We start from the raw sequence: 16,512 nt of genomic DNA, 5'->3' as shown, positions 1-16,512 counted from the left end.
TGTTCGACGAGATTCATACTTGTTAGCTATCCATTTATTTCCACCCTATACAAATCATTATTATTTTTCTCTCGTTGTATGAAACCACCCTGCTTTTTAAGGGGGATTTAGGGGGATCAAGATATGTGCAACTTCACATCAAATTGGTATGAGGTATCAAATTGTCTCTAAATAAATACATTCATCTGTCCATTCAGCAAGGCTTGAATTAGGAAACAGAATCTATTGCAACCTTTTAAACTCAACCTGTGGCGGCAATTGTGGAACAACCATTGCCGTTGCTCACAGATGATGTGACTGCTGATGACAAGGTTGTTGAAGATTGTCAAAATTGGCTGAGTTTTCATCAGGTTTGGGGACAATTGCCAGTAGAGGCACTGCAAGCGATCGCCCAGTCATCCCCATCTTTAGACATAATCACTTCAACATCCTGGGGAATAAATAAGGCAGGGAGTAAGGGGGGAGAAAAATTACCTCTTTCCCTTCTGCCTCTTCGCAATGCCATAATTTAAAGTCCAGCCAAACGATGGCAAAGTTTCAAACTCAGGGACGATGAAGAATTAGCAATTAAATTGACAAAATCACACTATAAAGAGTGATATTAAGCGATAGATAGCGCTTGTAAAGGACTAACGGGCATGATTAAATCTTGGATGGTGATTGGGGGCGTGGCTTTCTTGGTTGCTTTAGCTGCTAACGTGATTACGCCTAGCGATCGCCAATGGTTCAAGCGCTTACAACGACCAAGATGGCTAACTTTTGAGGGCGCGATTCCAATTATCTGGACTGTAATATTTATTTGCGGTGCTTGGTCAGCTTATATTGTCTGGGAAAAAGACCCAGGAAGCAACTCAACCTGGTTAATTATGGGTTTATACTTGCTGTTAGAAATTGTGACCATTGCATATACTCCTGTAATGTTTCGGCTTCGCAGTCTGAAAGTGGGCACAATTCTCGGTGGTACAGGTTTTATCATTAGCGCTTTATTGATACTTGCGATCTTAGGTATTTCTGGTTGGGCAGCATTGCTATTAGTTCCTTATTTGCTTTGGAGTCCCATTGGTACTTATACCACTTGGCAGATGATCGGTCTCAATCCTCAAGATGCCTAAAGTTCGCACCAACGAATGATTAAAGCTATGCCCTAAATTGTCAAACTTGCAGTGTATGACTTGACAAAATACACAAAGCTTGAGGTCATTATGATTCCATCTTGGATAATAATTGGGGCTGTAACTTTCTTTATCGCCCTTGGTAGTTTCTTGATTACGCCGCGTGATGTTAAATGGTTTGCAAATTTAAGTCGCCCGCGTTGGCTAGTTTTTGAGCCATTGATTCCAATTATCTGGACTGTAATTTTTGTTTGCGGTGCAGCTTCAGCTTATGTTGTCTGGGAAAAAAATCCCGGAAGCCCAATTACTTGGCTACTAATGGCTTTGTACATCTTGGTGGAAATTATTACCGTCGCCTACATACCTATAATGCTGAGATTTCGCAGCCTCAAAGCTGGAGAAATCCTTGGATTAGTTGGTTTGATTTCAGGCGTTGTCCTCGCAATCTGCATTTTGCCGATTTCTCTAATGGCGGCGCTGTTACTCCTTCCCTATCTAATTTGGACTCCTATTGGTACTTACACTACCGACGAGTTAAAAGAGTTAAATCCTCTAGATGCTTGAAGAAGTATTCAGTAGTCTGAATTCAGTAGTCAGAAGAAGAAAGTGTGGGATGAACGCTTATTTATTCCTTATGGATTCCGCAAGAAAGATTTAGCATTTAGTTTCACCATTTATTCAGCGTTAGATTGAGTAAGTCCGCCAGTCAGACTCCAATTCAATTCTGTAGCTTGCTTCCCTGAAAGGTTATTCTGAATTCTGACTTCTGAATTTTTTTGTGATAACGCATCTATGCAATACGGCCATAACGTGCTGTGACAGGATTGGCTGGATTAGATTGATTATTCAGCCAAGCCCACATTTGATCGCCAATAGAAAAATGCCACCATTCTCTAGGATTGCGTTGAAACCCTGCTTTTAACATGACATCTTGCAATAGCTGGCGGTGAGCATGATAGTTTTGTGCTTCTGGGTCGTCATTATTGGCATAATAATCGGGATGCGATCGCTCTGACATTTCATCAATGGGCGAACCCATATTTACTATTTGCCCAATATCATCTATTAAAGTCACATCCACCGCCGCACCTGTACTGTGAGGAGGCGGAGTTTTTTCATCCAAACTTGGTGCAGCCCAAATTGCATAAACCGCTTCCCAAACTTCTTGACGTTGGTTTGGGGATAACTCCACATTAGTTAATCCCCTATCCTGCACTGCTTGAGTGAAGCTGTAATCTACCATAAACTGCTGAACTGCTACTGGGCGATAAGCATCAAAGATTTGAATCCGCCAGTTAGGATGCAAAACTTCAAGATAATTTTGCGCTTGGATCAAATTTTCAATAACGCTTTGACGGAGATAATAAGGGGAGTGTTTACCATAGGGCGCACCTAATTTTTCATAAGGATGGGGAGATTCCACCGCAAACAATTCTAAAGGAATCTCTATTAGTGGTTCACCACACTCGAAAATTGGGATTTGATGATAAGGTCTCATCTAGTCAGCTACACAGGACTTACGGATTTTAACGCAAGCATATCATTCTGCGTAACGAGTCTCTTCTTTCTCTGTGTCCTTTGCGCTTCTGCGTGCAATACCAATTTTTCTCAATCCTAAACAGTAAACCAAAAACTTTTTTTCCAAAGGGTAAACGCTAATAATCTGCTACGTATACAGAGTTATATAGCCTTTCCTAATCACATAAGGTACATCATAGCCCCCTCTCGAAGAATCTACGGTGTACACACAAATCTTTTCGTCCAGAACACGAGCCTTTTCGTTCAGAACACAAGTATTTTTTGAGCCTTTGAGGGAATGAAACAGCTTTGGTTTTCGAGATAGGGTGGGGTGGGGGTTATTGTACCTAACTCAACTGAGAACCGCTATAAACTAATATCAGTTGCACTCGACTTAATAAATTCTCAACATTTAAGAAACTGGTTTGCTAATTGCTGCTACTGTACCTCATAACAGCCGGAACTGCTGTAAATATGGTTCAGTTAAAGGCTACTGGCAACAATTTTCGGTTTTCGAGACGCGATAAATCGCCGTCTCTACAAGTGTTTTGGGCTTATCTTAACTGTATTAGTCTATGAATGACTTTAAATTTTATCATTGAGGGTTCGTTTTTTCAAAAATGCTCAATCAAAACCAAACACCCTTATTAAATGCCTTAAAAGACAATGCAGCAAGACCTCATGCACCTTTTTATACCCCAGGGCATAAACTAGGTGAGGGAATTCCTCAACCTTTGGCTGATTTACTTGGTAAAGCTGTATTTCGTGCTGATTTAACCGAACTAGCAGATTTAGATAATTTGTTTGCACCCCAAGGCGTTATTCAAGCAGCGCAACAACTAGCAGCAGAAGCTTTTGGCGCTTCGCAAACATGGTTTCTTGTCAACGGTTCTACCTGTGGAATTGAAGCAGCAATTCTTGCTACCTGTGGTACGGGCGATAAAATCATTTTGCCTCGCAATGTGCATTCTTCTGCGATCGCTGGTTTAATTCTCTCCGGTGCAATACCAATTTTTCTCAATCCTGAATACGATCCAGTTTTAGATATTGCCCACAGCATCACGCCCAATGCTGTAGAATCTGCACTCCAACAACATCCCGACGCTAAAGCAGTGTTGACAGTTTACCCAACATATTACGGCGTATGTGGAGATTTAAGTGCGATCGCCAATATTACCCATCAATACAATATCCCTTTACTCGTAGATGAGGCACACGGCGCACACTTTGCCTTTCATCCAGAATTACCCCCTTCCGCTTTAGCCGCAGGTGCAGATTTAACTGTACAATCCATCCACAAAGTACTTGGTGCAATGACACAGGCATCGATGCTGCATATCCAAGGTAATAGGATAGATGGCGACCGCATCAGTAAAGCTTTACAACTCGTACAATCTACCAGTCCTAGTTATTTACTTTTAGCTTCTTTAGATGCAGCGCGTCAACAAATGGCACTCCACGGAAAAATGCTGATGTCTCGCACATTGCAACTTGCCAATGAAGCTAGAACAAAAATCAGTCAAATTCCTGGATTATCCGTCTTACAAATTCTTAGCCCCCCTTATGAAGGGGGGTTGGGGGGATCTTCTTCTCTAGGTGGTTTGGTGGGATCTCCTGGCTTTATGGCTTTAGACGAAACGCGCTTAACTGTCACTGTTTCTGATTTAGGCTTAACCGGATTTGAAGCAGATGAAATTCTAGATGAAAAATTTGCTGTCACTGCTGAATTCGCTTCACTGCAACATATCACCTTTATCATTAGTTTGGGCAATACCCCAGCCGATATCAAGCAATTAGTGCAAGGTTTTACCACTCTTGCTAAAGAATATCGCCGAACCAACTTGACTGTTACAAATCCTAATGGGCAAAATCTTTTAACTACACAGGAATATACTCTACATTTTTCTCCCCGTGAAGCCTTTTTTGCTGTCAGTGAAACATTGCCTTTAGCAGAAACAAGCGATCGCATTTGCGCTGAAATCGTCTGTCCCTATCCCCCAGGCATTCCTGTGTTAATGCCGGGAGAAATCGTTACTAAACCAGTTATTAATTACTTGCAGAAAATTCAAGCAATGGGGGGATTTATTAGTGGTTGCACTGACACCACTTTCAAAACTTTGAAAGTGGTGAAATAACATCCTAATTACTGTATTCTTGGTGATTAAATTTTAAGTTATCAGGTAACGGTAAATATGCAGTTTCAAGGGTATTTAAGCAAAAATACACAGTAATTCTACAGCTATGAAACTTTTATGAAAATAGTTCGCAGGCTAATGTCATCTTTGATTTATAACCATAGGATAAGATTGATGATTAATAAACCAAAAAATGAAATCAAAAATCTATTATATTTGGGGATTAGTAGCAGCCCCGATTGTATTCACTCTAACGCTGAGTTTCTCGGCAAGAGCGAATGCAGTTGAGTTAGGCGCTGCCTCTGATTACAATGTATTTGTTTTGGGAGATATCACTCAAAAATATACAGATATTGAAGGAAAACTTGCTGCTGGTGGTAACGTGAATTTCGTCGGCGGACTCGGAAGCAGACTTTCTGGCAATAGCGGTAATGTAGTCGTAGCTGGAAAAAATTTAACTCTCAGCAACGGTCAAGTCTACCACGGTAATGCTGTTTATGGAGGTAGCGCCAATGTGTCCAGCAATGTGGGATTTCCCCAGGGAACTCTCACCAAGGGTAATCCCATCGACTTCAATGAAGCAGGGAAAGAATTGCGAGGGCTATCTCAATATTTGGCAACCTTAACTCCTACTGGTAAAACAACAGTTCAATCTTGGGGGGCTATTAACCTTAGTGGTAGTGGTACTGCCTTCAATGTTTTTAATCTTGCTGGCTCAGATGTCTCCAAGACAAACTATTTTGAAATTAAGGGCGATGCAAATTCTACTATTGTTGTCAATATCAGTGGTAAGGATGTGTCGCTGCAAAACTTTGGCTTCAATATCCTTGGCACAGATAAACAAAAGGTGATCTACAACTTCTATGAAGCAACAAACCTAACCGCCAGTGGAATTGGTATCCAAGGTAGTATTCTTGCTCCTTTGGCTAATTTCAATTTCAATAACGGTCAAGTTAACGGCAACGTAGTAGTAGCTTCTTTGACAGGAAATGGTGAGTCTCACAACTATTTGTTTAATGGCGATCTACCAGATGTCCCAACTAGGTATTACACTCCGCCTAAGCCTCCCACCCGTACTCAGGTTCCAGAACCGGCAAATGTTCCAGGTTTAGGATTAATTGCTGTAGCATTTGGTTTATTTCGCTACAAACGCAATCAAGCAGCTTGCTAAAATAATCAGAAATTTTTGGCAGCATAGCGCATGACGCGAACTTGTTTAGAGATTTTCGCTCATGCGCTATTTCCTTGCTCCCTACCTTCTACAATAAGGATAGACTTTATTGAGATTTGTATAGTTGGGGAAAAGCTGTCATGGCTCCCGCCGTTTTAATTCAGAATCTGCAAAAACGTTACGGTACAGTGGTTGCCGTCCAAGATGTTTCCTTTCAGGTAGAGCCGGGAGAAATCTTTGGTTTACTTGGCCCCAACGGTGCTGGGAAAACTACTACCTTGCGTGCCTTGTGTACGCTGACCACACCGGATGCTGGCAAAATCGAAGTATCTGGCATCTCTGTGTTAGATAATCCGAGGGTGGCAAGGCAACGACTAGGCTATGTTGCTCAGGAAGTAGCTATAGATAAGGTGCTAACTGGAAAAGAACTGCTGCAATTGCAAGCAGCACTTTATCACCTTCCACGCGCAGTAGCCAAACAGCGCATTGAGACAGTATTAGATTTACTCGGTTTGCAAGAATACGCCAATAAAAAGACAGGAACCTATTCTGGCGGTTTACGCAAGCGCCTAGACTTGGCTGCTGGGTTGCTCCATGCACCAGATGTTCTGGTATTGGATGAGCCAACTGTAGGACTTGATATAGAAACCCGCTTTGTGGTGTGGGATTTCCTGCGAAAATTACGCGCCTCTGGGACGACGGTAGTAATTACCAGCCATTACCTAGAAGAAATTGACGCTTTAGCCGATCGCGTGGCAATTATAGATCGGGGCGTGGTAATTGCCTCTGGGACACCTTCACAATTAAAAGATCAAGTCGGGGGCGATCGCATCACCTTGCGAATCCGCGAGTTTTCCCCCAGTGAGGAAGCAGAAAAAGCCAAAAACCTCTTGCAAACTTTGCCCTTTGTCCAAGAAGTCATTATCAACAGCGCTCAAGGTAATTCCCTCAACTTAGTGGTGACACCTCAAAACGATGTTCTCATTAACATACAGCAAGCGCTGAATACTGCTGGCTTGCCCATATTTGGTATTGCCCAATCCCGCCCCAGCCTCGATGACGTTTATCTCGCCGCTACAGGACGCACCCTAATGGATGCAGAACTGGCAGCCGTTGCCACTCGCGATCCCAAAGCTGAGAAAAAGCAGCTTATGAGATAGGGGCAGGGGGCAGGGTGCAGGGGGGCAGGGGAGGTAAGGGGAAATTATTGAACAAATCTCTCCCTTGTCTCCCCCCTCTTCCTTGTCTACCTTGTCTCTTATTCATACCCAATTCCCAATTCCCAATCCCCAATTCCCAATTTCTATGAGCGTTACTCCTAAATCTGATATCAATTGGCAGTCATTAGCATCGCCACCAGCAGATGTTAATGCTGCACCTAGCTTTTTCGGTGAATTAGTACAAGAGACGTTGGCTTTAACTCGTCGCTTGTTTATTCAGTTGCAACGCCGTCCCTCGTCTTTGGTTGCCGGAATTATTCAGCCAGTCATGTGGTTGATACTGTTTGGTGCTTTGTTCCAAAATGCCCCCAAGGGTATATTTGGCAATACAACAACAAATTACGGACAATTTTTAGCTGCGGGTATTATTGTGTTTACAGCCTTTGCTGGGGCGCTGAATGCTGGTTTACCTGTAATGTTTGACCGCGAGTTCGGCTTTTTGAATCGTTTGCTGGTAGCACCTTTAGCATCGCGGTTTTCCATTGTCTTTGCTTCGGCAATCTTTATCATTAGCCAGAGTTTGCTGCAAGCAGCCGTGATTGTAGCGGCGGCGGCGTTCTTGGGCGCTGGACTACCCGATGCAGTTGGTTTAAGTGCGATCGCTCTCATTGTCTTCCTCCTAGCTTTAGGCGTAACAGCCATCTCCCTCGGTTTAGCTTTCGCCCTACCCGGACACATTGAACTGATTGCAGTGATTTTCGTCACCAATCTACCATTATTGTTCGCTAGTACTGCTTTGGCTCCTCTATCGTTTATGCCTCAGTGGTTACAGGTTATCGCTACCCTGAATCCTCTTAGCTATGCGATCGAACCCATTCGCTATCTGTATCTCCACAGTAGTTGGGGACTAAGTAGTGTAGTTATGCAGGCTCCTTGGGGTGATGTTACCTTTGGGGGAGCGTTGCTGGTATTGTTTGGCTTCGCCGTTGTCGCTTTACTGAGTATTCAACCCCAACTACGGCGGACTCTTGCTTAAAGGGATAAAATAGAGCAGTTTTAGGGTCAAAATCCCATGAAAAAACCATTTTTACAAATTCCTAGACTCTTTGTAGCTACCGTAGCAGGCATTAGCTTTGCTTCCTTGCTCATGGCTCAACCAAGTTCGGCTCAAGTCAGCAGCCCAGCAGATTCTTTTCCTAGTAATAGTACAACAGACCAAAATACCGATCCGTTCTCTCGTTCAAACGCAGACAATTTCAATATGTTTGACCTGATTCATCGGGCAAATTTTGGGACTCTCAACTGGAATTCTGACCAACAGAACGAACAACTAGACTCAGCCGCAGCAGCCTTTAAAGCAAGGCAACAAAAACTAATTCGAGGTGAACAACAGCAAGCAAGCCCCAGTTTGCCATCGTTTACACTACCATCAGCTACGCCGCCATCGGTTACACCACAATCAGGTAACTGAATTCAAGCAAAGAACCCCAAGCCTCTAGAGGCTTGGGGCTGAGACTATTTAAAAAATCCTTAGTTATTAGGTAAAAAACTACAGCCCAAGCACAGCCAAAACATCGCTAGCATGGGTGGTGGTATTTACACTAGTGTCAACATGGGTAATTTTGCCGTTGGGGTCAATTACGTAGGTGACGCGCTTGGCATAACCACCGCCATCCACATCGAAAGCTGTGATGAGCGATTTGTCGGAGTCAGCCAGTAGGGGAAAATTCAAATCATATTTTTGGGTGAATGCTTGATGAGACACTTCATCATCTGCACTGACTCCCAAGATAACAATATCTTTACCTTGATATTGAGCCTGGGCATCTCGAAAACTACAGGCTTGTTTGGTGCAGCCTGGCGTATCATCTTTGGGGTAAAAATACAAAACTACGGTCTTTCCAGCAAAGTCAGATAACGAGACTGTGTTGCCGTTTGTATCTTTGGCGGTAAATGCAGGTGCATCCGTACCAACTGCTAGAGGCATAATTAACCTTTCCTGTTTCAGATTGTTGATGCACTTGAAATTTTACATTAATTTATAATCATTAAATATAATTACTAAAAAATAGCATAACTATACTTTAGGTAACTAATTTTGGTTAAATGAGGTATATAGTACAAGAAAAAATATATTCTTAAATTAATCTTTATCAGAAGAAAAATTTTACCCCCAACAAAATGGCTGCTGCTGATTCCCAAAACCCAAATATTTTTATCTATCCTCAAAGCACAGTAGAAAGAGCCGAGCGATCGCTAGTGTGTTCGCCCTTCAATTTATCTTTATTTGAAGTCATGGGACACCAGAGTGTTTCAGTAACTGCGATCGCTCTGGAAAATGGACTCAAACAGGGCTATACCAAGCGCCCTTTATCAGAATTAGCCTGTGATAACGCCTTGGGCTGGCTAATCCAAGTGGGAGTATTGCGGCGAGAAGTCGATGGACAGGGAATTACAGATAGTTTTCGCCTCACTCCCTTGGGTCGCCAGTTGGTGGAACAATACCACGGAAAAAACTGGCGGACACCTTCATGGCGCGATCGCTTATTCGATGCTGTGATTCGTTGGTTGCGGATACCTTTTTAGAATAAAAAACCCAAGAGTTAGGATTACGCAATCAAAGGGAATAATATATACGGAAACATCACATCTGTTCATGAAGTCTTTACAATGTGGTGGAACAATGGGCATTGTACAGAGAGAAGGGATTAAGGAGTAGGGGACAGGGGGAAAAAAGTAATGCTATTCTCCCCAATTCCCAATTTCCAATGCCCAATTCCCTAGTATCTTGAAAAACTAACTAATAACAACTATGAAATCAATTATGGTGGTGGGGACAACATCCCACGCAGGGAAATCACTTTTAACTACAGCTATTTGTCGCATTCTGTCGCGGCGTGGCTGGCGGGTGGCTCCCTTTAAAGGTCAAAATATGGCTTTAAATGCTTATGTTACTGCCAGTGGTGGAGAAATTGGCTATGCCCAAGCAGTGCAAGCTTGGGCTGCGGGAGTTGTGCCTTGGGTAGAAATGAACCCAATTTTACTCAAACCTCAAGGGGATATGACCTCCCAAGTAATTATCAAAGGTAGGTCTGTAGGGAAAGTAAGTGCCTCAGATTACTACGAGCAATATTTTGAACTGGGGTGGCGGACAATTGAAGAATCGCTACAGCATTTAGGAACAGAATTTGACTTGGTGGTTTGTGAAGGTGCCGGTAGTCCAGCAGAGATTAACCTCAAGCACCGCGATTTAACTAATATGCGGGTGGCAAAATATTTGAATGCGCCAACGATGTTAGTAGTTGATATCGATCGGGGTGGTGCTTTTGCCCATGTGATAGGAACCTTAGAGTTATTGGAACCAGATGAACGCGCTCTAATTAAGGGTGTAGTAATTAACAAATTTCGAGGACAGCGATCGCTCTTAGATTCGGGAATAAAATGGTTAGAAGAACGCACAGGTATTCCTGTTGTTGGTGTAATACCCTACTTGCAAGAAGTGTTTTCGACCGAAGACTCCCTGGATTTGCTAGAGCGTCAATCGTCGTCAAGTAAAGCCCAAACAGACCTCAACATTGCCGTCATCCGCTTACCTAGAATTGCCAATTTCACTGACTTTGACCCACTGGAATCAGAAAGCACAGTTTCGGTAAAATACTTAAGCCCTAAGCAAGATTTAGGACACCCTGATGCCGTAATTATCCCAGGTACAAAGACCACAATTGCTGATTTACTGCTGCTGCAAAAAAGCGGTATGGCAGAAGCTATTCAACACTATGCTGCTTCTGGCGGAACCGTTTTAGGTATCTGCGGTGGCTATCAAATGCTCGGTCAAATCATCGCCGATCCAGAAGGGATAGAAGGACAAGCTGGCAGATTTCAAGGGTTAAATCTTTTACCAATTAGAACCGTAATTACCGGACAAAAGATCGCCCGCCAGCGCCAAGTTAGCTCAAATTATCCACAGCAGGGCTTACCAGTTAATGGCTTTGAAATTCATCAAGGGCGATCGCGCATTGAGCAGCAAGGAATAGATCCTCAATCCTACCATGCCCTATTTGACGATATTAATTTAGGATTAGTGGATAGTTGTCAATCAGTGTGGGGAAGTTACCTCCACGGGCTTTTTGATAACGGCCCTTGGCGACGCGCTTGGTTAAATCGCCTCCGTCAACAGCGCGGTTTAAAATCTTTGCCCACGGGTGTTGCTAACTACCGAGAACAGCGGGAGCAGATTTTGGATTCCTTAGCTACTGAAGTAGAAAGCCACTTAGACTTAAGTCCATTTTTGTCTTAAACTAGGCTCTGATCGGAAATTTAAAAAGGATCTATTGTTTGCACATCAGGGTAAAGCAATAAAAACTACTTTGAGTGTGTCCCAATTACGAATTACGAATTATTATCTAATGATTGTTCGTGTCCACTTTTTACCAGATGATGTGACAGTAGATGCCGAAGTGGGAGAAGCCATTTTGGATGTAGCAGACCGGGCTGGAGTATTTATTCCCACCGGTTGTCTAATGGGGTCTTGTCACGCTTGCACCGTCGAATTAGAGGATGGAGAGATCATCCGCGCTTGTATCACCGCAGTACCGCTACGTGAGGAATTGACGATTAATTTGTTTAGTGACCCAACTTGGTAATGTCAGCCCTGTTACTCTGAAGGACTGATATGCTATGCGGATATTAATTGTGCTATCGTTAATATATTAAATTATGAGTTACGTAACGCATAATATCTACCATTAGTAATTTATGTCTCCGTCAGACAAATATCCTAAGTTTAAAGATAAAAGGACGGAGCGGTTTGCTTTAGGTGAGAGAGTAAAAGAGTTTCAGGCTTTTACAGATCAAGCATATAAACGACTTGATATATTAGAAGCCGCTACTAGCAAAGAATCTCTTATGAAACTACCGAGCAACCATTTTGAGTCTTTAGAAGGCGATCGAAAAGGTCAATATAGCATTCGGATAAATAAGCAATGGCGAATTTGTTTCAATTAGGCAGATGAAGAATCTAAACTTTTCAACATAGAAATTACAGACTATCATTCTTAAAGGAGAGAAAAATGGCACGACCACCTATCCATCCTGGGAAAATTCTTGCTGATGAGCTTCACGAATTGCAGATAAGCGCAAGTGAGTTAGCACGTATCCTTCATGTACCAACAAACCGGATTACTGAAATAATTAATGGTGAACGGGCAATTACTGCTGACACGGCATTACGATTAGGGCAATGGTTTGGTACTGGTGCTGAATTATGGATGAATTTACAAAAAAATTATGAGCTTAGACTAGCTGAACAAAAAATGGGTGAAGAAATTCAGGCTACTATTTCACCCCGGATATTACCTGAGTTAAAACAAGTCAAGGCATAAACAAAAATCTAATCAATAGACCTCTTGCGTAAATCGAATAGACCCTCCTTAATCCCCTGTGGAAAAATCACGATTTCAGGTAAAGACGGAGCAGATGCTAAACGCTACTAATAGAAGGAAGTGAGACAGGCAATTGAGGAAGTAAAAGGGAAAGAAAAAGATGAGTAAGCTTAAGTACCAAATGATTATTCAATAGTCTGATGAAGATGATTGCTTCTTAGTCGGATTTCCTGATTTTCCAGGACAACGTTGGCGGACTCATGGGGATACTTATGAGTTAGCTGTGGTAAATGGAATTGAAGCTTAGAGTCTCTAGTTATTGCTTACGAAGCTGTAGGTGATCCACTTCCAGAACCAACAGTAAGTAGAATACGTTAATGCAATTGAGTAGGTGGTAACTAGTGCTGAACAATATCAATTAGCTTTAACATTGAGCGCATATTCTTTAAACCTTTCCAAATCAGCTTGAATCGTCGATTCAACTATCCGTCCCAAAAACAAGTTATCCATAATTTTGCCAATAATACCGGGGATAGCATAGGAAATACTCATTTTAACAATGCTACTATTGTGGCGATCGTAAAAGCGAATCGCTCCCTGATTAGGCAAACCATCAATCGATTCCCATTGGATAATTTGGTTGGGAATAACTTTGAGAATTCGGGATTGCCAATTAAATTCTAGACTGCCGGTCTTTAATTTCCAAAGAGATATATCAGGATTATCTGGCGGAATTTTCACCGAATCAATCCACTTCATCCACCGGGGCATTTGCTCCAAATCAGACCAGAGGCTCCATACTAAATCTATGGGAGCCTCTACTTCTACCTGTACAGTATGCTCTAACCAATCTGACATTCTCTTTTCTTCCTTTGCGCCCTTCGCGGTTAGTTATTTCTTCAAACTCTCCAAAATCACTTTTGCCGCCCGCCGTCCAGAAATAGTAGCACCTTCCATGCTGTCAATATAATCTTGCTGAGTATAACTCCCTGCAAGGAAGAAATTATCTACTGGTGTTTTTTGGTTGGGACGATACGCATCCATTCCTGGCGCTTCTCGGTAGAGAGACTGAGCAAGTTTTACTACACTATACCAAGTCATATTTAGCTCCCGCGACGAGGGAAACAGTTCATGGACTTGCTTGAGGACATGGTGGGCGATCGCTTCATTACTCTGTGCAATAAACGGATCTCCTGGTGTAAGCACTAGTTGTAACAAAGACCCTTGTCCTGGGCGATAATAATCAGCAGGGCTAGTTAACGCTAAATCCGCAAAACAAGAAAAGTCAGCATCGGCTGTGTAGAGTAAATTATCAATTCCAGCCGCGTGATTTAGCTGTTTACGTTGCTCTCCATCGTTGAGTTCTGTTACCCAACCATCGAAGCGTAACTGCACTGTAGCCACTGGTACTGCATCCAGTTTGTAAATATTGTCAAATTCTGACCACTTACGCCATTCCTGAGGTAGGATGCGTTGAATTCCTGGAACATCACAGGCAAAAACGTAAGCATCAGCAGTGATAGTTTCGACTGCATCACCTTGGGCAACTGCTATACCAGTGACGCAGGTTTGTTCGTTTGACTCTATAAACTGAATTTCGCGTACTTGCCGACGTGTATAAACTTTAGTGCCTCTGGCTTCTAAATATTCCAAAATGGGCTTATGCAAATACTCAGATGGAGAACCTTCCAACATTCGGAGAACTGAAGCTTCAGTTCTGACTGCAAATAACTGGAATATGGTTAACATACAACGGGCAGACATATTTTCGCAATCAATAAATCCCAATGCGTAAGCAATGGGGTTCCATAACCGCTTAATGCTGCCATTACTCCCACCATGACTGCGAAACCAATCGGCAAAGCTAATTTTATCCAAGTTACGGATGGTTTTCATCGCCCCGTTAAAGTCTACCAATCCGCGAACTATGGGACTAGTACCCAAAGCGATCGCATTTTGCAACTTATCCTGCAACGATAGTTGGGAAGTCGTGAAAAATGCCTTTAAGCCATTGAAAGGCGCACCTGTAAAGAAACGAAAATCCAAACCACCAGTGCGCCCCCCTTTATTAATAAAAGTGTGGGTATGTTCCTTGAGGCGTAAGTTCTCTAACACCCCCACTTTCTTCATCAAGTCAAATAGTTGGTAGTAGCACCCGAAAAATACATGCAACCCCATTTCTAGATGGTTGCCATCTCCATCAACCCAACTGCCGACTTTACCACCCACAAACGGACGAGACTCAAAAATCTCTATTTCACAACCAGCATCAGCTAGATCCACTGCGGTTGCTAGTCCAGCAAGTCCCGCACCTACGATTGCAACACGCATTCCGTCGTTCCTTTTCAGTTTCTTTACAGATTGTAACTGGGTTGGTGTCGGAATTTGTTACTTAATATCAACTCTACCAGCATATTAAGGCAAGCAATGTTGATACTAAAACCTCTTCAATTACTTCTTTTAGTCCCCGTAATTGAACAGACGCGGGCAAAACGCGCCTGTATCAGCTAGACAAATTATTGTCCATTGCGGCGCACCCAAAAAAGTATCAGAGCTATGTTTTTGGTGGCAAAGCAGTTATCTAGTAAGTAGTGAAAGTATGTTCTTACTTGTTTACATCTTTGCCATCGTCGGAGACAGGCAAACTTCTAATCAGTTCGCGAATCACATCAGTTGCTGGTCTACCTGTTTGTTGGCAATATTTTTCTAGTTTTTCCGCTTCCTGCGTTGCGAGATTAACTGTTATGCGTTTAACGGCCCATTTTTTATTTGTCATTATCATGCTATCTGCTGTATATCTAGATTGTCGAAAGAGTCTAAATTAAAGAGGGAACCGATAAGATTATCAGAATTTGTCTCAGGAAACAAGTAATACCATTAATATTAAAAATTGTCGTTTTGTCAAAGGATTCATAATTTTCTAAACAAATCAAAAAACTACACTTTATTTGTTACTATTTTGACAGCAAAAACAGCACATAGTTCCTTCTGAGGAGGATAATCCTACTAACAGCATCAGTAAAGCCTGACAATAAACTTCTATAAATGAATTTGAGATACCGAATGTTGACTCAATCAAGATTTGCAAAATTATTCTCTATCGAAATAATTCGACCTTATATCTTCACCAAGTTTGCCAAACCTACTTGGTGAGAACATCTGGTATAACCAATGAAAATCAGGCTTTAGAATCATTGTCAGGCTGAAATTGTGTCTTACAGGCGGCTTAAGGCGAGATATACAACTCGGAAATAATCACTTAAAAGTAGGCAAATAAGCGATCGCTCTAGAGCAAACATCCATCTGTACCCATTGCTGTAGCCAATAAGCTAGGAGCAGCTTAAATGGTTAAGACTTTCGGCTTACTACAATTAAACTGATTACTTTAACGTGCTAATGTTGTCGTCATAAACAAGGCTCTAAGATTCGGCTCACTGGGTATAGAAAGCTAAATCTTTTGGTAAAATTTAACAGCATTACCTGTAATTTCACTCAGGCAAATTAACCAAGAATAAACGTGGTGTTACTTGACTGTCGCTGATCAGAATATTTTAGTTTTGTTTCATGTTTTTACACTAAGTTGCCAGAAATATATGATGAAATTCTAGAGATTTTTTCTCTTCCTCCTAGCGATATAATTTGTTTAATAGTCAGTATTATTTCAATTATTCGTATTCGCCTATTTCGATGTTACGAAAATTGTTTATAGCAAATTAATCTGCTAAAAAGCTTGCTTGAAACTGTTTAGTTTGTATGTAAGCCAAGAAAAAAATACTGCTGAAAAAAGTCTTGCATTAAAACGTTTATTGATTAGTAAATTTAAGCATAAAAGCAATTTTCCACTTCAATATTCTGACTGAGTGTATTCATTATAACCATGATTTATGGGCTTTAAATAAACTTTATTTAGGTACTAAAACAACTCATTTTTAGACTTTATAAAAAAATTACAAAGGAAAATAGATAAATATGAGCTTTTGCTTAATGATATTGATACAGAACAACCTACTAAGCTTAAAAAGTTGTAAAAAAAGA

Annotated in this window: 18 protein-coding genes and 1 pseudogene; 14 read left to right on the top strand and 5 right to left on the bottom strand. The window is 41.8% G+C overall.

Annotation, left to right across the window (positions count from 1 at the left end; genetic code table 11):
- The first annotated feature begins 260 nt into the window (after positions 1 to 260).
- The 3 genes from V7K69_RS23460 (at position 261) to V7K69_RS23450 (ending at position 1,676) form a co-directional block, all read left to right on the top strand.
- On the top strand, positions 261 to 512 hold the full coding sequence (locus V7K69_RS23460; RefSeq protein ID WP_335038740.1) for a hypothetical protein: 252 nt from the start codon (positions 261 to 263) through the stop codon (positions 510 to 512).
- A 126-nt stretch (positions 513 to 638) separates the two neighbouring features.
- The gene (locus V7K69_RS23455; RefSeq protein WP_335038738.1) at positions 639 to 1,112 is read left to right on the top strand and encodes a TspO/MBR family protein; all 474 of its coding nucleotides are present in this window, start codon (positions 639 to 641) and stop codon (positions 1,110 to 1,112) included.
- A 90-nt stretch (positions 1,113 to 1,202) separates the two neighbouring features.
- On the top strand, positions 1,203 to 1,676 hold the full coding sequence (locus V7K69_RS23450) for a TspO/MBR family protein (protein ID WP_335038736.1): 474 nt from the start codon (positions 1,203 to 1,205) through the stop codon (positions 1,674 to 1,676).
- A gap of 226 nt (positions 1,677 to 1,902) precedes the next feature.
- Here the strand turns inward: V7K69_RS23450 and V7K69_RS23445 are convergent, their stop codons facing one another.
- Positions 1,903 to 2,610, bottom strand: a complete 708-nt coding sequence (locus V7K69_RS23445; RefSeq protein ID WP_335038734.1) for a M15 family metallopeptidase — start codon at positions 2,608 to 2,610, stop codon at positions 1,903 to 1,905.
- A gap of 640 nt (positions 2,611 to 3,250) precedes the next feature.
- On the opposite strand from V7K69_RS23445, the gene V7K69_RS23440 reads away from it, so the two are divergent.
- The 5 genes from V7K69_RS23440 (at position 3,251) to V7K69_RS23420 (ending at position 8,567) form a co-directional block, all read left to right on the top strand.
- Positions 3,251 to 4,765: an aminotransferase class I/II-fold pyridoxal phosphate-dependent enzyme gene (locus V7K69_RS23440; RefSeq protein WP_335038732.1), complete on the top strand. Its 1,515-nt coding sequence runs from the start codon at positions 3,251 to 3,253 to the stop codon at positions 4,763 to 4,765.
- Between the two features lie 193 nt (positions 4,766 to 4,958).
- A complete protein-coding gene (locus V7K69_RS23435) occupies positions 4,959 to 5,936 on the top strand; it encodes a choice-of-anchor A family protein (RefSeq protein WP_335038730.1) in 978 nt (325 codons plus the stop codon).
- A 140-nt stretch (positions 5,937 to 6,076) separates the two neighbouring features.
- Positions 6,077 to 7,096, top strand: a complete 1,020-nt coding sequence (locus V7K69_RS23430) for an ABC transporter ATP-binding protein (RefSeq protein ID WP_335038728.1) — start codon at positions 6,077 to 6,079, stop codon at positions 7,094 to 7,096.
- Between the two features lie 145 nt (positions 7,097 to 7,241).
- On the top strand, positions 7,242 to 8,132 hold the full coding sequence (locus tag V7K69_RS23425; protein ID WP_185586160.1) for an ABC transporter permease: 891 nt from the start codon (positions 7,242 to 7,244) through the stop codon (positions 8,130 to 8,132).
- Between the two features lie 36 nt (positions 8,133 to 8,168).
- Positions 8,169 to 8,567, top strand: a complete 399-nt coding sequence (locus tag V7K69_RS23420; RefSeq protein WP_335038726.1) for a hypothetical protein — start codon at positions 8,169 to 8,171, stop codon at positions 8,565 to 8,567.
- Positions 8,568 to 8,645: 78 nt separating this feature from the next.
- Here the strand turns inward: V7K69_RS23420 and V7K69_RS23415 are convergent, their stop codons facing one another.
- Positions 8,646 to 9,083, bottom strand: coding sequence for a peroxiredoxin (locus tag V7K69_RS23415; RefSeq protein ID WP_335038724.1), 438 nt, complete (start codon positions 9,081 to 9,083; stop codon positions 8,646 to 8,648).
- Positions 9,084 to 9,277: 194 nt separating this feature from the next.
- On the opposite strand from V7K69_RS23415, the gene V7K69_RS23410 reads away from it, so the two are divergent.
- From V7K69_RS23410 to V7K69_RS23385, 6 genes and pseudogenes are all read left to right on the top strand, one after another.
- On the top strand, positions 9,278 to 9,682 hold the full coding sequence (locus V7K69_RS23410) for an Npun_F0494 family protein (RefSeq protein ID WP_335038722.1): 405 nt from the start codon (positions 9,278 to 9,280) through the stop codon (positions 9,680 to 9,682).
- Positions 9,683 to 9,908: 226 nt separating this feature from the next.
- Positions 9,909 to 11,393 carry a cobyric acid synthase CobQ gene (gene cobQ, locus V7K69_RS23405; protein ID WP_335038720.1) on the top strand — a complete coding sequence of 495 codons (1,485 nt, stop codon included), beginning with the start codon at positions 9,909 to 9,911 and terminating at the stop codon, positions 11,391 to 11,393.
- Positions 11,394 to 11,502: 109 nt separating this feature from the next.
- Positions 11,503 to 11,739 carry a 2Fe-2S iron-sulfur cluster-binding protein gene (locus V7K69_RS23400; protein ID WP_335038717.1) on the top strand — a complete coding sequence of 79 codons (237 nt, stop codon included), beginning with the start codon at positions 11,503 to 11,505 and terminating at the stop codon, positions 11,737 to 11,739.
- 112 nt (positions 11,740 to 11,851) lie between these two features.
- Complete coding sequence (locus V7K69_RS23395; RefSeq protein WP_335038716.1) at positions 11,852 to 12,100, top strand: type II toxin-antitoxin system RelE/ParE family toxin; 249 nt, start codon at positions 11,852 to 11,854, stop codon at positions 12,098 to 12,100.
- Between the two features lie 65 nt (positions 12,101 to 12,165).
- Positions 12,166 to 12,477: a HigA family addiction module antitoxin gene (locus V7K69_RS23390; RefSeq protein ID WP_335038714.1), complete on the top strand. Its 312-nt coding sequence runs from the start codon at positions 12,166 to 12,168 to the stop codon at positions 12,475 to 12,477.
- Between the two features lie 160 nt (positions 12,478 to 12,637).
- Positions 12,638 to 12,855: pseudogene (locus V7K69_RS23385) on the top strand (type II toxin-antitoxin system HicB family antitoxin).
- A gap of 36 nt (positions 12,856 to 12,891) precedes the next feature.
- Here the strand turns inward: V7K69_RS23385 and V7K69_RS23380 are convergent.
- The 3 genes from V7K69_RS23380 to V7K69_RS23370 form a co-directional block, all read right to left on the bottom strand.
- The gene (locus V7K69_RS23380; protein ID WP_163938433.1) at positions 12,892 to 13,335 is read right to left on the bottom strand and encodes an SRPBCC family protein; all 444 of its coding nucleotides are present in this window, start codon (positions 13,333 to 13,335) and stop codon (positions 12,892 to 12,894) included.
- Between the two features lie 33 nt (positions 13,336 to 13,368).
- Positions 13,369 to 14,808, bottom strand: a complete 1,440-nt coding sequence (gene zds / locus V7K69_RS23375) for a 9,9'-di-cis-zeta-carotene desaturase (RefSeq protein WP_335038711.1) — start codon at positions 14,806 to 14,808, stop codon at positions 13,369 to 13,371.
- A gap of 274 nt (positions 14,809 to 15,082) precedes the next feature.
- Positions 15,083 to 15,259: a CopG family transcriptional regulator gene (locus tag V7K69_RS23370; RefSeq protein WP_174710394.1), complete on the bottom strand. Its 177-nt coding sequence runs from the start codon at positions 15,257 to 15,259 to the stop codon at positions 15,083 to 15,085.
- Between the last annotated feature and the right edge of the window lie 1,253 nt (positions 15,260 to 16,512).

This window comes from Nostoc sp. (genome assembly GCF_036917775.1).
Classification (GTDB): domain Bacteria; phylum Cyanobacteriota; class Cyanobacteriia; order Cyanobacteriales; family Nostocaceae; genus Nostoc.
The sequence above is the reverse complement of the archived record's forward strand: the minus strand, read 5'-3'. Positions and strand labels throughout refer to the sequence as shown.

What these genes read in the sequence shown, in the direction of transcription:
- V7K69_RS23445 (WP_335038734.1), bottom strand. Translation starts at nt 2,610, where the DNA reads ATGAGACCTTATCATCAAATCCCAATTTTCGAGTGTGGTGAACCACTA.
- V7K69_RS23410 (WP_335038722.1), top strand. Translation starts at nt 9,278, where the DNA reads ATGGCTGCTGCTGATTCCCAAAACCCAAATATTTTTATCTATCCTCAA.
- V7K69_RS23435 (WP_335038730.1), top strand. Translation starts at nt 4,959, where the DNA reads ATGAAATCAAAAATCTATTATATTTGGGGATTAGTAGCAGCCCCGATT.
- cobQ (WP_335038720.1), top strand. Translation starts at nt 9,909, where the DNA reads ATGAAATCAATTATGGTGGTGGGGACAACATCCCACGCAGGGAAATCA.
- V7K69_RS23370 (WP_174710394.1), bottom strand. Translation starts at nt 15,259, where the DNA reads ATGATAATGACAAATAAAAAATGGGCCGTTAAACGCATAACAGTTAAT.
- V7K69_RS23450 (WP_335038736.1), top strand. Translation starts at nt 1,203, where the DNA reads ATGATTCCATCTTGGATAATAATTGGGGCTGTAACTTTCTTTATCGCC.
- V7K69_RS23415 (WP_335038724.1), bottom strand. Translation starts at nt 9,083, where the DNA reads ATGCCTCTAGCAGTTGGTACGGATGCACCTGCATTTACCGCCAAAGAT.
- V7K69_RS23380 (WP_163938433.1), bottom strand. Translation starts at nt 13,335, where the DNA reads ATGTCAGATTGGTTAGAGCATACTGTACAGGTAGAAGTAGAGGCTCCC.
- V7K69_RS23455 (WP_335038738.1), top strand. Translation starts at nt 639, where the DNA reads ATGATTAAATCTTGGATGGTGATTGGGGGCGTGGCTTTCTTGGTTGCT.
- V7K69_RS23390 (WP_335038714.1), top strand. Translation starts at nt 12,166, where the DNA reads ATGGCACGACCACCTATCCATCCTGGGAAAATTCTTGCTGATGAGCTT.
- V7K69_RS23440 (WP_335038732.1), top strand. Translation starts at nt 3,251, where the DNA reads ATGCTCAATCAAAACCAAACACCCTTATTAAATGCCTTAAAAGACAAT.
- V7K69_RS23395 (WP_335038716.1), top strand. Translation starts at nt 11,852, where the DNA reads ATGTCTCCGTCAGACAAATATCCTAAGTTTAAAGATAAAAGGACGGAG.
- V7K69_RS23400 (WP_335038717.1), top strand. Translation starts at nt 11,503, where the DNA reads ATGATTGTTCGTGTCCACTTTTTACCAGATGATGTGACAGTAGATGCC.
- V7K69_RS23430 (WP_335038728.1), top strand. Translation starts at nt 6,077, where the DNA reads ATGGCTCCCGCCGTTTTAATTCAGAATCTGCAAAAACGTTACGGTACA.
- zds (WP_335038711.1), bottom strand. Translation starts at nt 14,808, where the DNA reads ATGCGTGTTGCAATCGTAGGTGCGGGACTTGCTGGACTAGCAACCGCA.
- V7K69_RS23420 (WP_335038726.1), top strand. Translation starts at nt 8,169, where the DNA reads ATGAAAAAACCATTTTTACAAATTCCTAGACTCTTTGTAGCTACCGTA.
- V7K69_RS23425 (WP_185586160.1), top strand. Translation starts at nt 7,242, where the DNA reads ATGAGCGTTACTCCTAAATCTGATATCAATTGGCAGTCATTAGCATCG.